Consider the following 22,058-nt stretch of genomic DNA (forward strand, 5'->3'; position numbering starts at 1 on the left):
GTCTTGCCGTTCACCGTCAGCGTGTCGCCATCGGCGGGCGCCGTGGCCAGCGCGCTGGACGTGGTGGTGCCGAGCAGGGTGATCGCACCCGTCAAGGCCGTCGAGCCGTCGGCTGCGTAGGACGTACCGGTGCTCACGACCGAGCCCTGGGCTGCGCCAAGGGTCGTGGTGCCGCTCGCCGCCGTGGTGCCGCCGGCCGTGCCGTTATACAGGACGTTGCTCAATGCAGTCGCGCTGGCGAAGGAGGTCGTGCCACGCAGATCGGCCGCCGTCGCACCCGAGATCGTGGTGGAGACGTTGGACTTTGTGGAGTAGCCGACCGTGGTCTGCAGCGCCTGGTTGGCGATCGACTTCGCGCTATCGACGAGCTTCTGCAGCGAGGTGATGCCGGTGTTGGCAGCCTGCAGCACCTGCACGCCGTTGCCGATGTTGTCGAGCAGGTTGTTGATGTCGCTGGCGCGGTTGTCGAGCGACTGGGCGGTGAAGAAGTTGGTCGGATTGTCCAGAGCCGAGTTGACACTCTTGCCGGTCGACAAGCGGCTCTGCGTGGTGGCGAGAAGATCAGCAGTAGATTGGAGAGAGAGCAGGTTCTGACGAACCGAGGATGAGAGAACGATACCGGACATGACTCTGTTACCTTTCTGGTAAACGACGCTACTGTTACGCGTCCGCTTGGGTCTTGATTGATCCAGCGACCGGCGGACGGTGGCGCCGAGACTCTAACGAAGCATGAAATGAAACCGGCGCTTTCGCCGAGTCGCGGCGTGATTCGGTTGATCTGCGCAGCGGCGACGTTGCATCGCCCAGCAAATTCACCATTGAAATAATTGAGCTTTCCCGCGACCAGGATCGGGATTCAGAACTCGTTAACTATTGTTGAGGGAGTATTGCGCCCTGATCAGCCACAACACGCGCTTCGGTTACGAAAGCGTTGATGGAGAACAGGCAATGGCCCTCAAGGTCGAGCTCAGGCCGCACGAACGCATTATTGTCGGTAATTGCGTCATCACCAACACCGACCAACGCGCCCGCCTTCTGATCGACGGCGAGAACGTGCCGATCCTGCGCGAGCGTGACATTCTCACGCCGGAGACTGCCGATACGCCGGCCAAGCTCGTCTATCTGGCGGTCCAGCTGATGTACATCTCGCCGGATCCGCAGAGCCAGCACGGCACCTATTTCAACCTCGTCCGCGACATCATCACTGCCGTGCCCAGCGCCTGGCCAATCATCGAGAGCATTAACAACAACATCATGAGCGGCGATCTCTACCGGGCGCTGAAGGACGCCCGCAAGCTGATTGCCTACGAAGACAAGCTGCGTGAGCAGTTCGAGGCAACTCATCCCAAGAACGAAGCCAAGACCGAGCCGGGCGACGTCAGCACGGCGGCCTGATCGGCGCGCTCCCGCCTCAACGACAACGGCCCCGGATCATCTCCGGGGCCGTCGTCGTTTCGACCGATGACATCTACTGCGTCGCGAGCGGCGGCGCTTCGACCTCGATCACTCCGCCGGTCCTCTGCATCCCGAACCTTGTCACCGCCGCCAGCAGCGCTTCGATATCGGTCTCCGCGGTGCGGTGGTTGACGATCGCCGCGCGGATCGCGAACCTGCCGTCCAGCGTCGTGCTCGACGGTGCGGCAATGCCGGACTCCTGAACATCGGCGACGATCTCGCGATTGATCGCGTCATCAGCGCGATAACGGAAGCAGACGATGTTGAGATTGACGGGCGCGAGCAACTCGAGCCTGGGCTCGGCGAGCACGCGCGTCTCCAGATATCTTGCGAGCGCGCAGCTTCGCGCGATCACCTCACCCAGCCGGTCGGCGCCGAACGTCTTCAGCGTGAACCATGTCTTCAGCGCGCGGAACCCGCGCGACAGATCGGGACCGAGATCGCAAGGCCACACCGCGCCGGCCGCAAGCCCCCTCGCCTCTCGGCTGAGATAGGCAGCCGGCTGCGCAAAGGCTTGCCGATGCCGTTCGCCGTCACGCACCAGCAGGAAGCCGGCGTCATAGGGCACCTGCCCCCATTTGTGGAAGTCGAGCGCGATCGAGTCCGCACGCTCGATGCCCTCGAGCAGCGGCGCGAGTTCGGGCGAGAGGATCGCGAGCGCACCGAAGGCGCCGTCGACGTGAAACCAGATCCCTTCCTCGCGGCACAAATCCGCGACCGCCTTCAGGTCGTCGATCGCACCGATGTCGACAGTGCCGGCGGACGCCGTGACCAGGAACGGCTTGAAACCGACCTCGCGATCAGCAGCGATCTGCGCGCGCAGCGCGCTGACATCGATGCGATGATCGCAATCGACATTGATCCTGCGCAGTGCATCGGTGCCGAACCCGGCGATGTCCATCGCGCGGGAAATGCAGCCATGCGCCGCTTTTGAGGCATAAGCCGTCAGCAGCGCACCGTCATTGCCGATGCCGTGCTGCCGCGCCAGCGCGCCGAGCGCGCTCGTGCGCGCCACCAGCACCGCCATAAGATTGGCCATCGACGTACCGGTGACGAAGATCCCGCTCGCGCCTTGTGGAAAGCCGAACAGGCCGCGCATCCATTCGACGATCTGGCGCTCGACCTCGATCGGCATGTGATCGCGTCCGCCGAGATTGGCATTGAGCCCGGCCGCGAGCATCTCTGCGACCATACCGACCGCAGTGCCGCCGCCATGCACCCAGCCCATGAAGCCGGGATGAACGTTACCGGTGGCGTAGGGCGCGACGTGCTCGGAGAATTCGCGATAGACTTCGGCGAGATCGGTTGCCGCGCGCGGCAGGCCGGTTCTGACAGCCGCGCGAACCTCGTTGGGGATCGGCTGCCAGACCGGACGCGCGCGGACATTGGCGATACCGTCGATCGCCTCGTCCAGCATGCGATGGGCGAGCGTGCGAAATTCGCTCCAATCCTGCGGATCGAGCGATCCCTTCGTGACGGACGTCTGCGTGTTGCGGATCATCTCGTTCATGCAGCGCTCCCGATGCCTGCCTTTGCAGGCCCCTCTGCGTGCCGCGACAGCATGGCGGTGAATGCGGCAAAGATCTTGCGCATCTGCGGCGGCTTGTACGGGAACACGACCGGCGAATCCATGTTGTGCACGACAGCGGTGTTGTCGGCCTCGAACACCAGAAGCTCGCCGTTCTGGTTCTCGGCGCAATCCACGATGAAATAATCGAGGCCGACGCGCCGGCTCATTTCGTCGAGCGCGTGCCTGTGGCGTGCTGCGAAGGCGTTGTCGAAGTCCTGCATGAAGATGGCTTCTTCAGCGCGCTTCTCTTCACTGAACGCCATGTAGGCGTTGAGATACCAGATGTCCCAGCGATCGGCGATTGCCATGTGACAGGCAAACGGCTTGCCGTCGACGATGGCAAGCCGGATCTTGCGATAAAGGCCGTCGGGGCTCGCGTAGTTGACGAAACGCGCGACGAAGAACTCCTGCTCCTGCCGCTCGGCAAGATAAGCCGCAAGCGCAGCGGCATCGTCGACCTTCGCAAGCCCGACGCCTGCATGCGTGCCGCGCGGCCGCACGATCATTGGGAAGTGCAGCTCACCGGTGATCTCCGCGCAGGCGATCCGCCCTTCCGCGAGAGCCGTCAACTGCGCGCGCGTCGCGCCCGCAGTCACGGGAATGTCGAGACCCGGGATGCCAGCCAACAGCCGATACAGCTTGTCGCGATCGAGGTTGCCGATCAGCTCGGGACGATTGAGCAGCGGCCGCGGCCAGTGCGGCGCGGCCTTTTCGATCAGCGCGAGCACGTCGCGGCACTCGTCCGAATCGGAGGCGACCACGATAGCAACGTCGTGTTCGGGAAGCGTATCCGGCAGACCCGTCGTCTTGGTCACATAGAGCGTCAACAGCTCGATGTCGGATCCTTCCAGCAAAAATTCGATCGGCGTATTGCCGCCCATGTCGATGTCCGCCGCGAGCGCAAGCACGCGCAAGCCCGGCTTCGGCGCCGCAGTGGGGGTGCGAAACAGCTGATGGAAGGACAACACTTCGGACTGGATCACGAGCCCGGCTTCCTTCTCGCCCATCAGCTGGGCGATCAGCGACAGATCGAGCCCCTCGCCCGCCTGCGCCGTCCCATCGGCGATCCGCGCCAGCAGATGCTCGCGCAATGGAAGCAGATCGACGCCCTCGAAAGCCTGGCGCGTCAAATGCGCAAAGCCGATGCGGTCGGCATAGTTCGGCGCGGCAAGCGGATGCAACATCTCACACCTATAAGGGCTACGCCGGCACGGCGGCGGTTCGGTCAAGCAGCAGATCGATCTTCGCCAGGATTTGGGCGATGCGATCGACAATGTGCTGCATATTGCGTTGCGCTTGCGCGCCGTCGGGCGACCAGGCGTCGGTAACGAGCCTTGCACCCACGCATAGCCGCAGCGCAGCCTGCGGTGCGCCCTCCGGCTGCTCCAGTCGCACCGGCTGGCCGACGAGACAGCGCTGGGCCGCAACCTGCCGGTTCTCCGCGCTGCCACCGACGTAATCGGTCATGTCGCGCGCCAGCGCGCGATGAACCGCGCTCGTCTCGGCGACGGATACCGGCTTGCCATTGCGCATGAGGGTGAAGGGAAAAATCGTGGGTTGGGCGAATTCCTCGTCGCCGACGTCCGCGGTACCAATGGCGGCCGGGATGGCGCGCAGCGACGGCGACGACGCGATCATGGCGTCGATACCGGATGCGAGCTCGGCAAACGCCTTGGCGCGGAACGCGCCAGGCACTGCATGGTAGCTGCCGATCGCGGCGAGTGCCGCTTCCCAGCGCAGCCACTGGCCGAAATTCGGGCGACGTTCGAAGCGAGAGCGCAGCGCACTCCATGTCATTGGCCAGTCACAGCGGCCGGCATAGTCGAAGACGCCCGGCGCGAGTCCCTCGGTCTGGCCAAGCAGGCGAGAGAACCCCTTCGGCACCAGCAGCGCTCCACTGAAGGCAGGCCCGCCGAAGAATTTCGACCCCGTGATCAGGACCATATAGCTGCGATCGAGATAGGAGCGCAGCCGGCGTCGGCCGAGCCTGGCCTGACAGGCATCGACGACGACCTGCACCTTGCGCGGCCAGCGCCGCGCGATCTCATCGAGACAGGCGACGCTCGGTGCACGCCAGCCGAGCTTTGACGAATCCATAATGTGCAACAGAACGCGCCGGCCTTGCGCCAGGCTGTCCTCGATTGCGCGCATGACCGCAGCATCCGCGTCAGCGCGCATCGTGAAGCCGGTCTCGGCGTCAAGCAGCGGCACGCTGATGCTGTCGCCTGCAAGACCCGCGATCGCGCCGTCCTTGCGCACCGCAAGGCCACTCGCCGTCATCGTGCTGAAGTGATGCCCGCGCGCGGTATGTGCCGTGCCGCTGCCGGTCTGGTCGGCACCGACCACGATCGTCACCGGCGGCGCGCCGAGCACAGCATGCGCCAGGAACAAGGCGTGCAGCTGCGAGTCGGTGCCCGATGGCGAGAACACCACGTCGACGCGCGGCGGGAGCTGGAAGTGTCCGCGCAACTCATCGCGCAGGTGCTCGCAGCGCCGGTCGAAGGCGATCTCGACCTCGTCGAACAGCGATTTGTGGACCAGCTCCTCGCGCGCCAGCGCGGCGCGCTCGTAGGAGCCTTGCGAGATCGGCGAAGCCGTCGACGAGGCGAAATTCCAGATCTCGGGTTCGGGCGAAGCCGCGCAGCCATAGGCGTTGACGCGCTCTTTCGGATCCAGCGCCAGCCGTTCATCACCGCCGGAGACGAGCAGCGTGTCCAGCGGCGTGAAGAGATCGCGCAGGCGATAGCGCGAGCCGCCCCCGGACGCGTGCCCGATGTCCGACAGGTGGGATGCGCCGATGCTCATCCCGACAGGCTCACGCCGCGTCGGCCGCCGCAGGCGCGGCTGCGAATTGCGAGGCGATATCGCCGTGGAAGACGGAGGGACCGACATGGTCGAGCGAGCTCTGGATATCGGCCCAGATCTCGCCGCCGATATCGGTCCAGCGCTTGCAGAAGGCGAAGTCCTCGGAGAGGTAAGTGCCGGTCGCCGGGTCGATCATGCATTCGAACAGCGCGAACCGGTTCGGGCTCGCGACCAACGTGTCATGCGAATGTTCGCGGAAGAATTGCAGATTGGCGTAGTCCGGATGACGGCACATCGCCTCCAGCGCCTGGCGGCGGATCATCAGGAAGCCGGTGCCGGCATAGCGCACGCGGGTAAAGCCGTTGACCACCACGATGCGATCGGGGTCCTCGATCTCTAGCACGTAGTCGAGCGCGGCCGCCGGCACATCGGTGCGTCCGGACTGGATCGCCCGCGCGGCCTTGTCCCAGTTCACCCGCTTGATCGGGTAGCAACCGGCGACGACGTCGGCGCCGCATTCGATCAGCCGAAACACCTGGTCGGGCTTGAAGCCGATATCGGCGTCGATGAACAGGAAATGCGTGGCGTGGGGGTCGTCCAGGAACATCGCGACCAGATTGGCCCGTGCGCGCGTGATCAGCGCATCCCCGTCCCGCAGCAGCACCTTGAGTCCGAGATTGGACATGCCGTGCACGGCGCGCTGGAGCGCGAAGATGGAGCTCGCATATATGCTCGACACCTGGCCGCCGAAGCAGGGCGTCGCCACCACCAGTTGCATCTTGTCCGACATCGACGGCTCCGTGCGCTCAAATCCTCTCCAAGAGGTAAAGAGGCATGGTTAATGGCGTCTTAATGCACCGCTAGAGGTACTTGACCAGCGAGAGCTCCGCGAGTTTGGCGGTAGTCTGGTAGGACGCCTGCAGCGCGTTCTGGAGCGACAGGATTTCGCTCGCGACTTGGTCGGGCGAGGCCGATTCCGCCTGGTCGACGATGGTCTGGAGCTGCGCCTTCGCCTGAGTCTGGCGCGTGGTCGCGTCCTTCATCGTGTTCTGGGCCATCGCGATGTCGGTCTGGATGTCCTCGATCTTCTGCTGCCCGGCCTGCGGCGTCAGCGCCTGCGTCGTGCGCAGGCTCAGCGCCGACACCTGCGCGCCCGCATATTGCCCGGTCGGCGAGGTCGAGAACGTGCCGAACACGGCGATCGCCTGCAACTGCTTGCGGATCGCAGTCTCGTCGGCCTGGGCGCCATATTGCACCGTGACGGAGTCATCCACCCGCGCCACCGCGGTCGAGCGCGCCGAGCCCGGCCCGTCATTGCCGGTGTACCATTTCACGGTGTTGGCCGTGCCGTTCACCAGCGTGGTCGCTGAACCTGCCGGCGAGGAGCCGACGCGCAGCGGAGCCTTTGCCGCCGTGACCGGCGAGGTCGTGAAGCCGAGCGCCGCGAACGCCGCGCTGTTCGAGCTCGTGATGTTGAGGCTGCCGGGATCGTCGGTGTTGATCGTGATCACGCCGCCATGGATGGTCGACGGCTTCGAGGTGCCGGTGATCTGATCGATCTTGCCCAGCAGCGTTGAGACGTTGTCGGTAATGTTGATCTGGTTTGGGCCGACGGCGCCCGAGGCGACAAAAGTCAGCGTCTGACCGTTGACCGTGATCGTATCGGGGTTGACGACAGGCGGACCCGCCGAGCCCGCCTGGAACGCGGTTGAGAGGACTTCCGGGCCGCCCGTGGTCGCAGTGCCGCTCAGCAGAGTCGAACCGGTGATCGGAGGTGTCGACGACAAATTGCCGCGGGTCACGCTGCTGAGACCGAGCGCCGTGGCCGCTGCGCCGCCGGTGACCGACACGTCGGCGCCGGTGCCGGTTGCGATCTGGATATTACCGCTGGCGCTCAGAGTCACGTTGGCGGACGGAACGCCGGCGGCCGTCGCGATCGCATTCAAGATATCAGACACCTTCGCGGCGCTGCCCGAAGCTAGTCCGATCGTGGTATTGCCGCTGGCCGTCGTGACCGTGGTGACGGTAGGGTCGAAGGTGATCGTGTGGGCGCCGCTCGCGCCGGTGATGGTCAGGGTGGTGCCCGTCGGAGCGTTGGCGAGCGCGTTGAGAATGGCTCCGTTGAGATGGGGTGTCGCCGAAGGATCGAGCGACGTGGTCGTCGACGCAGCCGCCAAAGTGCTGTCCTGCAACGCGACCGAAGCCGTCCCGGTCGTCGAGGTATAGGAGCTGAGATTGCCTGTGGCCGCCGCATTCGCCGTGGCTGATCCCGCCGTATTGAAGAAATTGTCGCCGGCGGCGACGGCCGATGCTGCCACCAGCGAAGTGTTGGCGAGCTTGGTGATCGCGGTATTCAGCGCGGTGTTGAGATTCGCCGACGTGACGGCCGGGTTGGAGGGAACCGGTGGAATTACCTTGGGATTACCCGGGTCGATCGCAAAGCTGCCGACCGGCGTCGGCGTCGTGGTGGACGCGGTCAGGTCGACCTGCTCGGTCGAGCCGTCAGGCAGCGTGAACTTCACGCTGAGCTTGTCGCCGTTGTTCGGGTTGACGCCGTTGAGATTGACCGAGAACGACACCGGCGAACCGCTCGGGCCGGTGACGGTCGCGCCGGTCAGCGTCGAGGAGACCGCGGCGATCTTGAGTCCAAACGGCGACGTCGCCGAATCCTCCTGCACCTGGATCGCGCCCGATGCCAAGGTCGACTGCACCAGCCGGCCCATGCCGTTGGTGCCGAGGTCGGCGGCCTGACGCTCGGCCATGACCTGCTTCAGGCCGGCCTGCGTGGTGGTGCCGTTGATGATGATGCCGGCGTCCGCGACCGATTGAGTGTTGTAGGCAGTCCCGGAGAACAGATAGCGGTTGCCCGACTGCGTGTTGAGCACGCCGACCATCGAGCCGAACTGCGCGGCGGCGGTGTTCTGCGCAACGGTCTGGCCATTGACGTTGAGATCCTGCGAGGTGCTGGCGGAGCCCGTCTGCACGGTGTTGCGGATCGTCGTCAGCGACTGCAGCGCGGTGTTGGCAAGGTTGATGTTGACGTTGACGTTGGTGATCGTGTCGGTATAGGCGGCGATGTCCGAAAGCTGCGCGCGCGAGGCGATCGCGAAGCCTTCGTTGGTCCCCATGCCGGAATAGTTCTGCGACAGCTTGCCGGTCGACAGCTGCGTCGACAGGTCGGTGAGCTGCTGGTTGATGTTGCGGACCTGCGCTCCGAGGACGGACGAGCCGTAATTGATGCTGCTGATCGACATCGTTCAAGCTTCCTACCGGGCCTACAATTGAACTTGCATCAGCGTGGTCATCATGCTCTGCACCACCGACATCACGTGCGCATTGGCGGCATAGGCATTCTGAAGCTGGATCAGGTTCGACATCTCCGAGTCCAGATTGACGCTGGAGGTCGAATTGAACTTGGCCTGCAGCGTCGAAACCACGACGCTCTGGCCCTGCTGGAGCTGGGTCGCCTGGGTCGAGGCGTTGGCCTGCACGCTCAGGAACTGCTGCAGATAGTTCGAGACGCTGCCCGTGAACGGCTGGCTCGCCGAGCCGAGGCCGGTCTGCGGCGAATAGGAGTACACAGCGGTGGTGAGCTGCGAGTACAGATAGTCCGAGCGCGTGGTGTCGCCCGTGGGCGTCACCGGCGAGGTGCTGTAGATCGACAGCCTGGTGGGGTCGGCCGTGAGCTGCGTGTTGACAGCGATCCGGCCGGCAAGGCCGGTCATCTGCGAGCCCGTGCCCGTGATCGCGCCGGTATAGAGCGCCTGGCCGCCGTCGGTGAACAACGGCAGTTGCGGACCGCCCGAGGTCAGCGACGAGACCGTCTTGGAGCTCGAGGCCGAATTGACCTTGGCAAGGCCGCTGTTGTCGTCGGTGACGCGCAGCGTCGTCGCGGTCGCCGGGGACGGTGCCGCGGAAAATATCAGGTGCGAGCCCGACAGCGCGGTGTTGAGCGCGGAGGCGATCGCGCCCATGCCGCCGGAAAAATTGACGCCGATCTGCATCGGATTGGCGCCGGTGGCATTTTGCAGCGGCAGCGCCGTCGGATCGGTCACGTTCACCAGCGTGACCTGGCGCTGGGTGTTCGTGGAATCGATATAGCTGATGTTGACGGTGTTGCCCGGCTGCGCGCCGGCAAGATCGATGTCGAAGCCGGCGGGCGGGCCGGAGACGGGGGTGCCCGCCGTGGTCTTGTCCGACAGCGCGCTCGACATCGTCGCGGCGAGCTGGTCGACCTGGTTCTGCGCCTGCACCAGGGTCTGGTCGCGCAGCTTCAGGTCGGCCGCGATCTGACCGGAGGAGACGACGTTGTTGCCGGCAACGTCGATGGACGAGCCGTTCGGCAGCTTGATGTTGAGCGTCCCGACCCCGGATTTGGTCGGATCGGTGTTGTAGAGCGAGGTCGCCGACAGCGCACCGGCGGATGCAAACGTGAACTGGGAGGCGAGTCCGGCGCCGACCAGCTGGATGCCTGTCGTGGTGTAGATATTGGCCTGGTTCGATCCGTCCGTGGTGACGCGGACGTCGACATATTTCGACAGGCTGTTGATGGCCTGGTCGCGCTGGTCCATCAGGTTCGCGGCGGACGGATCGGTCGGCGCCAGCCCTTGCAGCTTGGTGTTGATGTCGGCGATCTGGTTCAACGCCGCATTGGCGGCTTGCGACGAGGTGCCGAGATCCTGCTCGACGTTCGAGCGCAGCGACTGGATGCCCTTGGTGGTGACGTTGAGCTGCGTCGCCAGCGCCTGCGCGGCGCCGAGCGCGACGCGCTGCGCCGACGAGGAGCCTGCACTGGTGGAGAGCGCCTGCAGCGAAGAGGTGAAAGTGTTCAGCGCGTTTTCGAGCGTACCGCTGTTGCCGGGCGTGCCGTAGACACTCTGAAGCTGCTTCAGAATGTTGGCCATCTGGTCGGCATAGCCGCTGCCGCCGGTCTCGGTGCGCAGCTGGTTCTGCACATAGCTGTCGATCTCGCGGCTGACGCCTGTCGTCTTCGCTGTCGCACCGAAGTCACCGGTGGTGACTTCGATCTGGTTCGGCGTCTGGGCGACGTAACCCGGCGTCTGCGAGTTTGCGACGTTCGACGAAACGATCGACAGCGCCGCCTGGTTGGCACGCAGACCGCTCATCGCACTGGCAAGGGCTGAACTCAAACCCATGTTACTTGCCGCCTTTGGTTACGTTACGCGCCGATCAGCGCAACACGTTCAGGAGATCCTGGACCATCGTATTCGCCGTCGTGATCACCTTGGTGTTGGCCGAATAGGCCTGCTGGGTCACGATCAACTTGGTGAACTCGTCGGCGATGTCGGTGTTGGATCCCTCCAGCGACGAGCCGCTGATGGAGCCTGAGGCGCCGTCGATCGCCGGACCCGATTGGTCGGTCGCGGCGTAGGCGCCGCCGTCGAGCGCCTTGAGGTAGTTGGTGCCGTTGAAGTGCGACAACGTCACCTGAGCAAGGTCGAGGTTCTGGCCGTTCGAGAAGGTGCCGACCACGAGGCCGCTGTTGTTGACGGCGACCGAGCGGAGCTGGCCCGCCGCGTAGCCGTTCTGCGTGATGGTGTTGATGGTCACTGCGCCGCTGGTGGAGGCATATTGCGTCAGTCCGCCCTGGGAGATGTTGAAGGCGACGGAGCCGAGCGTCTGACCGCCGACGCTGACGTTCGGGATGGTGATGCCTGAGCCGCTTGGCGAGGTCAGCGAACCGTCGGCGGCGAAGGTGAAGGCCTGGCCGGTGTTGACCCAGCCGACCGCAGTGCCGGTCGCGTTCGGGTCGGTCTGGTAGAACAGGTTCCAGGTATCGGCATGACCCGTACCCAGCGAGGCGCTGTCGCTCTTGGCCCAGCGCAATTGCAGGTTCACCGGTGTGCCGGCGGCATTGTAGGCGGTCACCGCACCGCCGCTGATCGATTCCTTGGTGAACGTGGCGATGTCGTTGCCGATCACGCCGCCGGTGCCGGCGGTGCCGCCACCGTTGCGATTCTTGGTGATGGTCGAGGTGAAGCCGAGCGCGGCGAAGGCGGCGCTGTTGGAGCTCGACACCGTCAGGTTCGAAACGGTGCCTGTGTTCAGCGTGATCACGCCACCGGCGCTGACTGATGATCCCGACGCGCCGGAGAGGCCGTCGATCTTGCCGAGCAGGGTCGTGATGTTGTCGGTGATATTGATCTGGTTCGGGCCCGAGGCGCCCGAGGCCATGAAGGTCAGTATCTGGCCGTTGACCGTGATCGTGTCGGCGGGCGGACCGGCCGAAAAGCCCGACGACAGCACCTCGGCGCCGCCGGCGGTCGCGGCACCGCTCAGCACCGTGGCGCCGGTGATCGCCGGCGAGGACAGCACGTTGCCGCCACGCGTCACGCTGCTGATGCCGAGCGCGGTCGCCGCCGTGCCGCTGGTGATCGCGACGTCGGTGGTCGTGCCGCTCGAGATCACGATGTTGCCGCTCGCATTCAGCGTTGCCGTGACGCCGGCGCCGCCGGCATTCTGAATCGCGGTCAGAATGTCCTGAACTGTGGCGGGGGTCGTGGCGCCGAGGCCGATGGTGGAGTTGGTGCCGAGCGTCACGGTGTTGCCGGCGTTGAAGGTGATGGTATGGGCGTTGATGGTCAGCGTCTGACCGCTCAGTGCCGTGAGAATGCTGGAAGCCAGATGCGTGCCGGCGGCGTTGTCGAGCGACGTGCTGGTCGAGGCCACGGCGGACGAATTGTTCTGCAGCGCAACCGATCCCGTGGCCGTCGTCGCCGAATAGGCCGAGCGGAGGTTGCCGGTTGCGGCGGCGCCGGCGACCGTCGCGTTGGTATAGGGCGGGGGCGGGGTACCCACCGGCAACGGATTGGCGGCGAAGTCCGACGGGTTGAGACCGCCGGCCGCCAACAACGTGCCGCTCGCCGCGGTCGAGCTCGCCGGCGTGTTGGGAACGCTCGGCAGGTTCGCGGCGTACTGGATCGAGGTGGTCGCCTGCGCCGGAATGAAGTTGTTCTGGAATTTGAGGACGGTGGCGACGTTGCCGGTCGGGTTGCCGGTCTTCGGGTCGACCGTAGTACCCATCAGGTAATAGCCGGCGCCGTTGACCAGGTTGCCGTTGGCGTTGAGCTGGAAGTCGCCGCGGCGGGTGTAATAGGTAACGCCGCTGAACACCGGCACGTTGTCGACGACGCCGGTCGCCTTCTGGATCGAGAAGAAGCCGTCGCCGGTGATCGCCATGTTCGTGGCGACGGTGGAGCCTGAGATGGTGCCCTGTGTGGTGATGGTGGCCTTGGCATTGGCCGTCACGCCGCCCGCGACCTGCTTGCTCGGCACCGAGGAGTCGGGAATGAGATCGACGAAGCTGGTCCCGATGCCCTTGTAGCCGGTGGTGGATGAGTTCGCGATGTTGCCGGAAATGTTCTGCAGCGCAAAGGACTGCGCCTGCAGGCCACCCACCGAGGTGTTCATTGCATCGAAGATACCCATAACTTTGTCTCCAAATCCGATCTCGGCGGCCGGCAGACCCGTGGCCGCAGTCGGAGGAGACGTCGCAAGGCCTATGCCAAAGCGGGTATTCTTACGAAATCAATGACTTAAATAGAAATGCCCCGGCCAGACGACCGGGGCATAATTGCCGGACCGGCAACAATTGCCGGGAGATATTGTCGTTCCGGGGCGATGCGAAAGCATCGAACTATGGTGCGCCCTTGCGCACCTGAGAACCTTCAGATTCCGGGCTCGGTCCTGCGGACCGCCCCGGAATGACGAGGAGAAAGCCTCACGTCGCCGACGGCGCCGCCGGGTGGAACACCAGCCCGAAACCGTCGATGCAGTAACGCAATCCGGTCGGCTTCGGACCGTCGTCGAAGACGTGGCCGAGATGGCCGCCGCAGCGCCGGCAGTGCACCTCGGTGCGCACCATGCCGAAGGTGCGGTCCTCGGTCTTGCCGACATTGCCCTCGATCGGCTGGTAGAAGCTCGGCCAGCCTGTGCCGCTCTCGAACTTGGTCTCCGAAGCAAACAGCGGCAGGTCACAGCCGGCGCAGGCGAAGATGCCCTTGCGGTGCTCGTTCAGCAGCGGGCTGGAGCCTGGGCGCTCGGTGCCTTCCTTGCGCAGGATCTCATATTGCTGCGGCGTCAGCTGTGCGCGCCACTCGGCGTCGGTCTTTTCGATCTCGAACTTTTGCGCGGCCTTCTCACCGGCCTCGGCCGGCGTTGCCCTCAGCCAGCGGAAGGCCGAAAAGCCGAACAGGCCGGCGGCAGTGGTCAACAGGATGCGGCGGTCAAACATCTCATTCTCCGTGCGCGGGAAGTCCACGCCCTGAGATACGGGCTATGACCGCCGATGTTACACGTCCGGGCGGGATTTTTCTCGACTTATTGCGAGACGCTCTGGTCGCGGACGGCTTCTTGGGAGACCGGTTCCGGGCTCGCAGCGGCAGCCGGCTGCGGAGCCGGCGCCACGCGCGGCCGGCCGCCGGGCGGGGGACGACGCGGACCGGTGCCGGCGGCCCGGTTGGCTTCAGCCAGCCGCGCCTCGCGTTCCCTGTCCTTCACCCGCGCACGCTCGCGGTAACGGGCAAGCGCCCCCGCGGCGGCGGAACTTGCCCTGCCCCACATGCCGACCAACTGGCCTGCGACCCGCCCCGTCGTGCCGCCTGCCCAGACCAGCTCGAACGGCGAGAACAGCTTCCAGCGCTCGTCGCCCCACAAAATGCTGCGCGCGATCAGCTGCCCGGCCATGGCGGAGGTGTTCATGCCCTGGCGACCGAAACCGCTCGCGACCCACAGGCCTTTGCGCAACTGGCCGATCTGCGGCATGCCGTGCACGGTCTGGCCGGTGGCGCCGCCGAACGTCTCCGATATCTCGACATTGCCGAGCTCGGGGAAGATCGACCGGATCCGCCGCCTGACGGCACCTGCGAAGCGCTGGGGCCGCGCGGACCAGGTGGTCTCCGGACTCTCCCACATCAGGCGGTCGCCGTCGACGATGCGGAAATGATCGACACCGTCGGAATCCATCACCGATCCCTTGAAGCCGATGATGTCGTGCACGCGCTCGCCGAGCGGGGTGGTTATTCCGGCGTAACGCCAGACCGGCAGCAGCGTCTCCGACAATCGTCGCAGCGGCGCGCCGAGATGGATGTTGCCGGCAAGCACGATATGGGTGGCGCGCAGCCGGGCCGACGGCGTGACGATGCGCTTGCGGATACCGGAATGATCGATGCTGACGACCGGCGTATCCTCGAAGATGCGGGCTCCCGCACGCCGTGCCAGCGCCGCAAGCCCATGCACATATTTGCGGCCGTCGACCTGGAATGACCCGGGATAATAGACGCCGTGGAAGTAACGATCGGTCTTCAGCAGCGCGCGGACGCGATCGACTTGCCAGCCCTCGACCTCGGTGTCGAAATCCTCGTACAGCATCTGCAGCCGGCTGATCAGCCGGTCGCCGGCATCGACGTTGGAGACCTCGAGCACACCGTCGGTGAGGCCGATGCCCGGCATGTTCTCTTCGGTGGCGTTGGCACGGACGAAATCGGCGCCCTCCTTCGAGAGCGTCCACAATTCACTGGCGTCCTCGAAGCCGATGCGTTCGATCAGCTCGGTCAGCGGCAGTGCAAAGCCCGGCGTCACGGTGCCGAGCTGGTTGCCCGAGGCGTTCCAGCCGATATGGCGGCCCTCGAGCACCGCGACGCTGGCCCCTAACCGGGCCGCCTCCAGCGCAACGGAAAGCCCGGCAAGCCCTGCCCCGATCACGCAAATGTCGGCGTCGAGATCGAACGACAGCCGGGCACGCTCACGGAAGCCGGCTTCTTCCTGGGACACGCTTGTGAAAGTCTCGCTCATGGCGTTTCTTAGAGCATGATCCGGAAAAGTGTGAAGCGGTTTTCTATCGCGACAAACCCGGATTTGGGTTTGCGCGGAGATCATGCTCAAAATAACAAGCTCATACCAGTCGGGCGCCTGTCACCTTGTCCTCAAAGGGCGCCTGTAGATTATTCTGGACATGGAACGATTCGAGAATGCCATGCGCCGTTTGATGCTGCTGCGTCACGCCAAGACCGAGACCGACGCGCCAAGCGGCCGTGATCAGGACCGCCGGCTCGACGACCGGGGCCGGAAGGATGCTGCCGAGATGGGCGACTGGCTCGCCACCCGTCCGCCCGCCCCCGAGATGGTGCTGGTGTCGCATGCTGTCCGCGCCCGGCAGACCTGGGACATCGCGTGGGAGACAATGAAGGGCCGTGTCGCGGCGCCAGAGGTCGAGATCCTGCCGGAACTCTACGGCGCCGATCCCGCGCAGATTCTGGAAACCATTCGCACTGCAACCATCAAGTCCAATCCCAGGCAATTGCTTCTGGTCGGGCACAATCCGGGCCTGCACGAGGCTGGATTGATGCTGATGGGCAGCGGCGATCCCGCCGGCGCCAAGGCGCTCGCGGACAATCTGCCCACGGCGGGGCTTGCGATCCTCGACTTTGACGTCAAGGATTGGGGCGACGTGGCCTACCGCCGCGGCAAACTGGTGCTGTTCGTCAGCCCCAAGTTGCTTCGACAGGGATGAGACGCACGAGCGCGGTCTCACCAGGTTGATCCAGCTTGGTCATTAGGGAGGCGCAGATGTTCAAGTCCATTCTCGTGCCCATCGACCTCGCCGACACCGACCTCGCAAAGCCTGCGATTGAAACCGCGACGACGCTGTCGCAGAACTGGAGCGGATCGATCCGGCTGCTCAACGTGTTGCCGATGACCCCGGTGATGCTGGCCGAATACGTGCCGGCCGATTTCGACGAGCAGCAGCGCCAGACCTCGGAAGAAGCGCTCGCCATCGTCGCCCGCGAATCCGGCATCGAGCCCGCCCGCATCTCCAGCGTGGTGCGCCAGGGCGGCATCTATCACGAGATCTTGGAGGAAGCCGCGCACATGAAGGCCGACCTGATCGTGATGACCTCGCACCGGCCGGCGATGCGCACCTATTTCCTCGGCTCCAATGCCGGACACGTGGTGCGCTACGCCAAATGCTCGGTGCTGGTGGTGAGGCACTAGCCTCGGAGGAAACTCGGTCGTGGCCCGGATGGAGCGCAGCGCATCGAATGGATTCCCGGATTACACGGAGCCCGTCATCGGGCGGCGCTTCGCGCCGACCCGTTGGCTCCATCCGGGCTACAAGACCTCCAATCAGACACTCAACTCGGAGCAATGTCGTGAAGCAATGGTGGCGGAGGTGGACCTACGAGGTCCCGCTCGCAATCGGCGATGCGCTGTGGGAAGTGCTGGTCGTGCAATTGGCGGCGCTACTGGACAGGCTGACGGTGCGGAAGGTCGTCGCCTTCATCCCTGTCGTCATCCTCATCGGCGCCTACTATCACAGCATCCCGATTCCGCCGGAGCTGATGCTGATCGGCGACTTCCTCGCCTATATCGACATCTTCTCGGTGCTGATCCTGGTCGGCGTGCTCAGTCGCATCAGCACGGTTCTGTTCGTCGTGAAGCAGGCGGCGGCACGGATCGCCGCGCTCGCTGGAAGCGCCCCCGCGTGGCAGCGCCTGGATATCAGGCATCGGCGACAGCGTGGTGCTCCGGCGCGGCCCCGCCGCAAGCCTGACCAGTCCGACGATGCGCGAGGTTACGGCGGCGTGTGGGGCGAGGTCGTGCTGGCTTGATGCTGACAATGCCGGCCTGAACTCTCGCCGCGCCGTCATTACGAGCGCGAGCCTCGAAGGGCGACAGCCCGGCTGCCTCCCGGCCGTGCATCCTTCGAGACAATGCGAAACATGTGCATTGCTACGCCCGGATCCGCCGGGCCTAGCAACAGTGCAAGCTCACAGATACCGCGTCAGCTCAGCCTTGAACTGGCCGTAGACGGCGTCTTCGATCTGGCTGCGGTTGATCCCGATATCGCGCAGGGCGCGGTCGTCGAGTTCGTTCAATGTCTTGATCGCGGAGCGGCGCTCCAGGCGGTCGAACAGTGCATGGGCAGCGCCTGCGAGCGTGGCAAAAAATCCGCTCGAGGATGGGCGCAAGCTCCGCCCGGCAGTTTGCGAGATCGTGGTCATGTTTCTTCTCCGGCCTTTGGTCCTGCGCGGCGAAGCGGATGCCGTTGGCGCAAACGCTCGGAAGCGCCTGCACCTCATTTGCCGTAGGATTGCTCTCGCTCACCTCGGCTCATCGAGGACCCTTGATGGAACTTAAATGCTCCAGTACACTTCTCGGAGCAAGGAAAACATTGCTCTCGGTGCAATAATGTCCAAGTTCGAGTACGTGAAGCTTGCGGATGCCATTGCCGCAGATATCTCTAACGGCACGTTAAGGCCCGGCGACCGGCTGCCGCCGCAGCGCAATTTTGCCTATGACCGTGGCATCGCAGTCTCGACCGCGAGCCGGGTTTATACGGAGCTGCTGCGTCGCGGCCTCGTGGTCGGCGAAGTCGGCCGCGGCACCTTCATCTCCGGCGACATCAGGCGCGAGGTCGAGACCATCACCGAGCCGCGCGATGCGCGCATCGATTTCGAGGTGAATTATCCGCTGCTGCCGCAGCAATGGGCGATGATCGCCAAGAGCCTCGCCGGGCTCGAACGCGCCGACGCGCTGGAAGCCGCGCTGCGCTCCTCGACCAGCACCGGCACCAAGAGCGCCCGCAATGCGGCCGCCGCCTATCTCGCGCGCAAGGATTTTACGCCGCAGGCCGAGCAGATCCTGTTCACCGCCAACGGCAAGCAATCGCTCGCGGCCGCGCTTGCGGCGCTCGTTCCGGCCGGCGGTCGTTGCGGCGTCGAGGCGTTGACCTACCCTTACGTCAAGAGCATCGCTGCGCGGCTCGGCATCACGCTGGTGCCGATTCCGATGGACGAATTTGGCGCACGGCCCGACGCGATCCAGAAGGCGCATCGCGAGGCGCATCTGTCGGCGCTGTATCTGCAGCCCATCATTCAGAACCCGCTCGGCGTCACCATGAATGCGACACGGCGCGCCGACATCATGCGCGTCGCCGAGAAGCTCGACCTGACCATCATCGAAGACGCCGTCTACGGCTTCCTCGCCGACGACACGCCCCTCGCCGCCTTGGGGCCGGACCGCTGCATCGTGCTCGACAGCCTGTCCAAGAAGGTCGCACCGGGTCTTGCGCTCGGCATCCTGGTCTCGCCCCCGCACCTGCGCGAAAGCCTGATGAGTGCGGTGCGCACGGGCGGCTGGATCGCGTCCGGCCACGCGCTCGCATCCGGACAGCGACTGATGGCTGACGGCACCGTCGCCGAGCTGACGCGGCTCAAGCGCATCGACGCCGCGCGGCGCCAGCAGACCGCGGCGCGGCTGCTCGCTGGCCACCAGCTCTCGGCCGACCCGCGCTCCTATCATCTCTGGCTGACGCTGCCGTCACACTGGCGCTCGCAGACATTCGTCGCCGCGGCGGCGAGGCGCGGTATCGCGCTGACGCCGTCATCGACCTTCGCGGTCGCACATGGCCACGCACCGAATGCGGTGCGACTGGCCCTCGCCCCGCCATCGTTCGAGCAACTCGATTCCGGCCTGCGCACGATCGTGTCGCTGCTCGGCACCAAGGAGGAAGATTTCGACTCGACGGAGTAACGCGCGCAAGCCCTAGCCTTCCGGCCATTCGGCGATAAAACCTTTCGCCTTGTAGGGCTCGATCTTGTCCCATTCGTGCAGGACACGACGACGAAATTCGGCGTCGGTATGCCAAAGCGCGCGTGGCGTCGCAAAGCTGTCGACGGTAAGCAGCAGCTTCGTCACCTCCGGCCAGTGCCGGTGCAGCGTCATCGGATAGCGCCGCGCGGTCCAGGTGTTGCCGAGACAGATCACGCTGCGGATGGTGTGCAGTCCCAGCGCCGCATCGATGATGGGCAGCGAGAAGATGACGTTCTCGCCGGTGTTCGTCGCCCGATGTTCCTCGAGGATCCGATCCGCCGGAATGTCCGCAGCGACCATCGCCGCCTTGATGATCATGCACTCGGATTGCTCCGAGCCTGAGGTGACGCCGCCGCTGACAATCGACCAGCGGAAATAGCCCTCGCGCCACAGCCGCGCGGCGGTCTCGACGCGGAGCGCAACGTCCTCGCGGGTGCCGAACAGAAACAGCAGGTCGGCCGGGCGAAGCGGCGTGTCGATCAGATGGGTGCGATTGATCTCGGCGATCTCCTCCGCCGTCGGCAGGCGCGTGCTGCGATCCATGACAGTCATCGCGGCACGATGCGAGACCCGCGCCTAGATGCGAAGTCACGTTTGATTGCGGCCGGTTGCAAGCCCCAGAGCGTTTTCGAACGAAGTGGATATCGGTTCGCGTCAAGAAAACGCGTCAAAACATCAATCTAGAGCCGTTCCGATCCCGTGGGAACGGGGCTCTAGGGGAGCAAATCGGTCGGCAGATGGTCCAGCGTGTAGATGCGCGGCTGGTTGCGCCGGACGAAGCCGCCGACCTGCCAGACGAACAGCGCGGCAAAGCCGAGAATGAACAACACGCCGGCGAATTCGCCGATCATCAAGGCGCGGACGAGCAGCCCGGCCATCGCCACCGCCAGCATCGCCAGGAACGTCAGCACCGCCGCATAGGTCCTGGCGCCGAGGCCGGCGGTCAGTTCGGCCCGGCTGCCGGCCTTCGCCATCCGCGCGTGCAAAGCGATGATGAAATCGCGAAAGCCGTTGTCCTGCGGCGCCATCAACGCCGCGGTCTGCCAGCTCGTCGACAGGATGGCGATGCGGCCGCCCTTGGTGCGGCTGATATCGGCACGAAAGCGGTGCTGCTGCATCGAGACCGGGCGGAACGACAGCTTGACCGCGCTGATCTCGTCGTAGCGCCAGACGCCCGAGCGGCCGGCGATGTGCCAGGACAATCCCTCGTCGGTCAGCTCGAAGCGATGCGCCGAACCGATCAGCGATGCCTTGTAGGCGTAGCTCGTGACTGGCGGGTCCTGCGCCTGCGAAACCTGCATGTCGATCATCAATCCCGTCTGCGCCATTCCGCGCGCGATCCGCTTGCGCGATCGTCCCCGCCCATCCTACAAGCGAGGCATGGCTGAGACGATCTATTTTCCGCGCCGCCTGATTCTCGGGGCCGCTGCGATCGCGGGGATCCTGCTCGCCCTCGCGGTGCATATGCTGGGTGCACGTTACGGGCTCGACCTCGGCGGCCTCTGGCGCGCCGACGCGCATGAGTTCATGCCGGCGGGCGCGGCGATCGCCTGGTGGCTGATCGCGACCGTGGGCTTTTCCGGCGGCTATTTCACCGCGACGTTGATGCAGAGCGCGGTCTCCGGCCAGATCCCGCAACGGATGCGCCAATTCCTGATCGCCGTCGGCGTTTTGCTGCTCGCAGGCGCGGGCCAAGCGGCCTCGGGACCGAGCCCGATTCCGACCATTTCAGGCGTGCTCGCAGGTCTCGCGGCGCTGTGTCTCGGCGCCGTGATGGCATTTTGCGGGGCGCATTTCGCGCTGCGCCGCAGTTGACGTTTCCATGCTGAAGCGCGCATCCATTCCGCTTCCAGCATCCTCGCGCTTCGCGAAGGAACGATCGATCTTGATCCAGGATGGATTTCGCTGAATGACGAAACGCCGCGCCTCGGCCGCGCGGCGTTTCGCTTTTGGCCTGCGCTAGCTGGCGGCGCGCAGGTTGATCTTGCTCTCGGCCAGCGTCGTCAGCTTTTTGTCGGTCGCCTTCTCTTCCTCGAGCGTCTTGGCAAGCACGGCGGCGCAGTCGCTGCGGCCAAGCTGCTTGGCCCAGGCGATCAGGCTGCCGTAGCGGACGATTTCGTAATGTTCGGCCGCCTGCGCCGCGTTGATCAGGGCGGCATCGAGCACTGCCTTGTCGGCGACGTCACCCGCGGTCTCGTCGGCCTCCTCGATGATACCGTCGATGGCCGGGCAATCGACGGCCTTCACTTGGGTACCGTGCATCTTGAACACTTCCTCGAGCCGCGTGACATGCTGCCTGGTTTCTTCGAGGTGCGTCAAAAAGCCCTGTTTCAGCTGCGGATCAGTCGCCTTGTCCGCCATTTTCGGCAACGCCTTGATGAGCTGCTGCTCAGCGTAATAGATGTCCTGCAGCTGGTGCACGAACAGGTCGTTCATGGTCTTGATGTCTTTTGTGAACAGTCCCATCGTTCCGATCCTCGTTGGTTTCGGGAACACGACGACGCCGGCTTGGACGGAAAGCCGCTTGTTTTGTCGTGTTCGGTTGCTGATGGGGCGCTAACCTGTGCCTGGCGCCATCGTTCCAAAGAAACCCCATGCGCGTTTGCGCCAGGAC

General features: G+C 64.9%; 20 protein-coding genes. 6 read left to right on the forward strand and 14 right to left on the reverse strand.

Annotation, left to right across the window (positions count from 1 at the left end; all coding sequences use genetic code 11):
* The coding region (locus JQ621_RS25675; RefSeq protein ID WP_464165373.1) for a flagellin N-terminal helical domain-containing protein at positions 1-626 on the reverse strand (626 nt) is incomplete at its 3' end.
* 322 nt (positions 627-948) lie between these two features.
* On the opposite strand from JQ621_RS25675, the gene flbT reads away from it, so the two are divergent.
* Positions 949-1,395 (forward strand): flagellar biosynthesis repressor FlbT, encoded by a 447-nt coding sequence (gene flbT / locus JQ621_RS25680; RefSeq protein WP_212238150.1) that lies wholly within the window; start codon positions 949-951, stop codon positions 1,393-1,395.
* A 73-nt stretch (positions 1,396-1,468) separates the two neighbouring features.
* Here flbT and JQ621_RS25685 read toward each other — a convergent pair whose 3' ends face one another.
* From JQ621_RS25685 to JQ621_RS25725, 9 genes are all read right to left on the reverse strand, one after another.
* Positions 1,469-2,965, reverse strand: coding sequence for a pyridoxal phosphate-dependent decarboxylase family protein (locus JQ621_RS25685; protein WP_212238153.1), 1,497 nt, complete (start codon positions 2,963-2,965; stop codon positions 1,469-1,471).
* Positions 2,962-4,209, reverse strand: coding sequence for an ATP-grasp domain-containing protein (locus tag JQ621_RS25690; RefSeq protein WP_212238156.1), 1,248 nt, complete (start codon positions 4,207-4,209; stop codon positions 2,962-2,964). Before JQ621_RS25690 ends, JQ621_RS25685 begins: the two co-directional genes overlap by 4 nt.
* A gap of 16 nt (positions 4,210-4,225) precedes the next feature.
* On the reverse strand, positions 4,226-5,830 hold the full coding sequence (locus JQ621_RS25695) for a sugar phosphate isomerase family (RefSeq protein ID WP_212238159.1): 1,605 nt from the start codon (positions 5,828-5,830) through the stop codon (positions 4,226-4,228).
* A gap of 10 nt (positions 5,831-5,840) precedes the next feature.
* Positions 5,841-6,620, reverse strand: coding sequence for a hypothetical protein (locus JQ621_RS25700; RefSeq protein WP_212238161.1), 780 nt, complete (start codon positions 6,618-6,620; stop codon positions 5,841-5,843).
* A 70-nt stretch (positions 6,621-6,690) separates the two neighbouring features.
* Positions 6,691-9,084 (reverse strand): beta strand repeat-containing protein, encoded by a 2,394-nt coding sequence (locus JQ621_RS25705; protein ID WP_212238163.1) that lies wholly within the window; start codon positions 9,082-9,084, stop codon positions 6,691-6,693.
* Between the two features lie 21 nt (positions 9,085-9,105).
* Entirely contained in the window at positions 9,106-10,986 is a 1,881-nt protein-coding gene (gene flgK, locus JQ621_RS25710; protein WP_212238165.1) for a flagellar hook-associated protein FlgK, read from the reverse strand.
* A 34-nt stretch (positions 10,987-11,020) separates the two neighbouring features.
* Positions 11,021-13,279 (reverse strand): flagellar hook-basal body complex protein, encoded by a 2,259-nt coding sequence (locus tag JQ621_RS25715; protein ID WP_212238167.1) that lies wholly within the window; start codon positions 13,277-13,279, stop codon positions 11,021-11,023.
* 292 nt (positions 13,280-13,571) lie between these two features.
* The gene (gene msrB, locus JQ621_RS25720; RefSeq protein ID WP_212238169.1) at positions 13,572-14,084 is read right to left on the reverse strand and encodes a peptide-methionine (R)-S-oxide reductase MsrB; all 513 of its coding nucleotides are present in this window, start codon (positions 14,082-14,084) and stop codon (positions 13,572-13,574) included.
* Positions 14,085-14,170: 86 nt separating this feature from the next.
* Positions 14,171-15,643: an NAD(P)/FAD-dependent oxidoreductase gene (locus tag JQ621_RS25725; protein WP_212238171.1), complete on the reverse strand. Its 1,473-nt coding sequence runs from the start codon at positions 15,641-15,643 to the stop codon at positions 14,171-14,173.
* Between the two features lie 181 nt (positions 15,644-15,824).
* On the opposite strand from JQ621_RS25725, the gene JQ621_RS25730 reads away from it, so the two are divergent.
* The 3 genes from JQ621_RS25730 to JQ621_RS25740 all read left to right on the forward strand — a co-directional run bounded on the left by JQ621_RS25730 (position 15,825) and on the right by JQ621_RS25740 (position 17,460).
* Positions 15,825-16,361 (forward strand): SixA phosphatase family protein, encoded by a 537-nt coding sequence (locus JQ621_RS25730; RefSeq protein ID WP_212238173.1) that lies wholly within the window; start codon positions 15,825-15,827, stop codon positions 16,359-16,361.
* 56 nt (positions 16,362-16,417) lie between these two features.
* Positions 16,418-16,843, forward strand: coding sequence for a universal stress protein (locus JQ621_RS25735; protein ID WP_212238176.1), 426 nt, complete (start codon positions 16,418-16,420; stop codon positions 16,841-16,843).
* 158 nt (positions 16,844-17,001) lie between these two features.
* Positions 17,002-17,460: a hypothetical protein gene (locus tag JQ621_RS25740; RefSeq protein ID WP_212238179.1), complete on the forward strand. Its 459-nt coding sequence runs from the start codon at positions 17,002-17,004 to the stop codon at positions 17,458-17,460.
* Between the two features lie 159 nt (positions 17,461-17,619).
* Here JQ621_RS25740 and JQ621_RS25745 read toward each other — a convergent pair whose 3' ends face one another.
* Positions 17,620-17,853 carry a DUF1127 domain-containing protein gene (locus JQ621_RS25745; RefSeq protein ID WP_212238181.1) on the reverse strand — a complete coding sequence of 78 codons (234 nt, stop codon included), beginning with the start codon at positions 17,851-17,853 and terminating at the stop codon, positions 17,620-17,622.
* A gap of 187 nt (positions 17,854-18,040) precedes the next feature.
* On the opposite strand from JQ621_RS25745, the gene JQ621_RS25750 reads away from it, so the two are divergent.
* Positions 18,041-19,384 carry an aminotransferase-like domain-containing protein gene (locus JQ621_RS25750; protein ID WP_212238183.1) on the forward strand — a complete coding sequence of 448 codons (1,344 nt, stop codon included), beginning with the start codon at positions 18,041-18,043 and terminating at the stop codon, positions 19,382-19,384.
* 12 nt (positions 19,385-19,396) lie between these two features.
* Here the strand turns inward: JQ621_RS25750 and JQ621_RS25755 are convergent, their stop codons facing one another.
* On the reverse strand, positions 19,397-19,996 hold the full coding sequence (locus JQ621_RS25755; RefSeq protein ID WP_212238185.1) for a YdcF family protein: 600 nt from the start codon (positions 19,994-19,996) through the stop codon (positions 19,397-19,399).
* A 161-nt stretch (positions 19,997-20,157) separates the two neighbouring features.
* Positions 20,158-20,745: a hypothetical protein gene (locus JQ621_RS25760; protein WP_212238467.1), complete on the reverse strand. Its 588-nt coding sequence runs from the start codon at positions 20,743-20,745 to the stop codon at positions 20,158-20,160.
* Between the two features lie 79 nt (positions 20,746-20,824).
* On the opposite strand from JQ621_RS25760, the gene JQ621_RS25765 reads away from it, so the two are divergent.
* Entirely contained in the window at positions 20,825-21,259 is a 435-nt protein-coding gene (locus JQ621_RS25765; protein ID WP_212238470.1) for a hypothetical protein, read from the forward strand.
* A gap of 144 nt (positions 21,260-21,403) precedes the next feature.
* Here the strand turns inward: JQ621_RS25765 and JQ621_RS25770 are convergent, their stop codons facing one another.
* Positions 21,404-21,910 (reverse strand): YciE/YciF ferroxidase family protein, encoded by a 507-nt coding sequence (locus tag JQ621_RS25770; protein WP_212238187.1) that lies wholly within the window; start codon positions 21,908-21,910, stop codon positions 21,404-21,406.
* Positions 21,911-22,058: the final 148 nt, after the last annotated feature.

The sequence above is a fragment of the Bradyrhizobium manausense genome, assembly GCF_018129685.1.
Taxonomy (GTDB): domain Bacteria; phylum Pseudomonadota; class Alphaproteobacteria; order Rhizobiales; family Xanthobacteraceae; genus Bradyrhizobium; species Bradyrhizobium manausense_D.

Coding starts and splice junctions, on each gene's coding strand:
- flbT (WP_212238150.1), top strand. CDS start 949: ATGGCCCTCAAGGTCGAGCTCAGGCCGCACGAACGCATTATTGTCGGT.
- JQ621_RS25685 (WP_212238153.1), bottom strand. CDS start 2,965: ATGAACGAGATGATCCGCAACACGCAGACGTCCGTCACGAAGGGATCG.
- JQ621_RS25690 (WP_212238156.1), bottom strand. CDS start 4,209: ATGTTGCATCCGCTTGCCGCGCCGAACTATGCCGACCGCATCGGCTTT.
- JQ621_RS25695 (WP_212238159.1), bottom strand. CDS start 5,830: ATGAGCATCGGCGCATCCCACCTGTCGGACATCGGGCACGCGTCCGGG.
- JQ621_RS25700 (WP_212238161.1), bottom strand. CDS start 6,620: ATGTCGGACAAGATGCAACTGGTGGTGGCGACGCCCTGCTTCGGCGGC.
- JQ621_RS25705 (WP_212238163.1), bottom strand. CDS start 9,084: ATGTCGATCAGCAGCATCAATTACGGCTCGTCCGTCCTCGGAGCGCAG.
- flgK (WP_212238165.1), bottom strand. CDS start 10,986: ATGGGTTTGAGTTCAGCCCTTGCCAGTGCGATGAGCGGTCTGCGTGCC.
- JQ621_RS25715 (WP_212238167.1), bottom strand. CDS start 13,279: ATGGGTATCTTCGATGCAATGAACACCTCGGTGGGTGGCCTGCAGGCG.
- msrB (WP_212238169.1), bottom strand. CDS start 14,084: ATGTTTGACCGCCGCATCCTGTTGACCACTGCCGCCGGCCTGTTCGGC.
- JQ621_RS25725 (WP_212238171.1), bottom strand. CDS start 15,643: ATGAGCGAGACTTTCACAAGCGTGTCCCAGGAAGAAGCCGGCTTCCGT.
- JQ621_RS25730 (WP_212238173.1), top strand. CDS start 15,825: ATGCGCCGTTTGATGCTGCTGCGTCACGCCAAGACCGAGACCGACGCG.
- JQ621_RS25735 (WP_212238176.1), top strand. CDS start 16,418: ATGTTCAAGTCCATTCTCGTGCCCATCGACCTCGCCGACACCGACCTC.
- JQ621_RS25745 (WP_212238181.1), bottom strand. CDS start 17,853: ATGACCACGATCTCGCAAACTGCCGGGCGGAGCTTGCGCCCATCCTCG.
- JQ621_RS25750 (WP_212238183.1), top strand. CDS start 18,041: ATGTCCAAGTTCGAGTACGTGAAGCTTGCGGATGCCATTGCCGCAGAT.
- JQ621_RS25755 (WP_212238185.1), bottom strand. CDS start 19,996: ATGACTGTCATGGATCGCAGCACGCGCCTGCCGACGGCGGAGGAGATC.
- JQ621_RS25760 (WP_212238467.1), bottom strand. CDS start 20,745: ATGCAGGTTTCGCAGGCGCAGGACCCGCCAGTCACGAGCTACGCCTAC.
- JQ621_RS25765 (WP_212238470.1), top strand. CDS start 20,825: ATGGCTGAGACGATCTATTTTCCGCGCCGCCTGATTCTCGGGGCCGCT.
- JQ621_RS25770 (WP_212238187.1), bottom strand. CDS start 21,910: ATGGGACTGTTCACAAAAGACATCAAGACCATGAACGACCTGTTCGTG.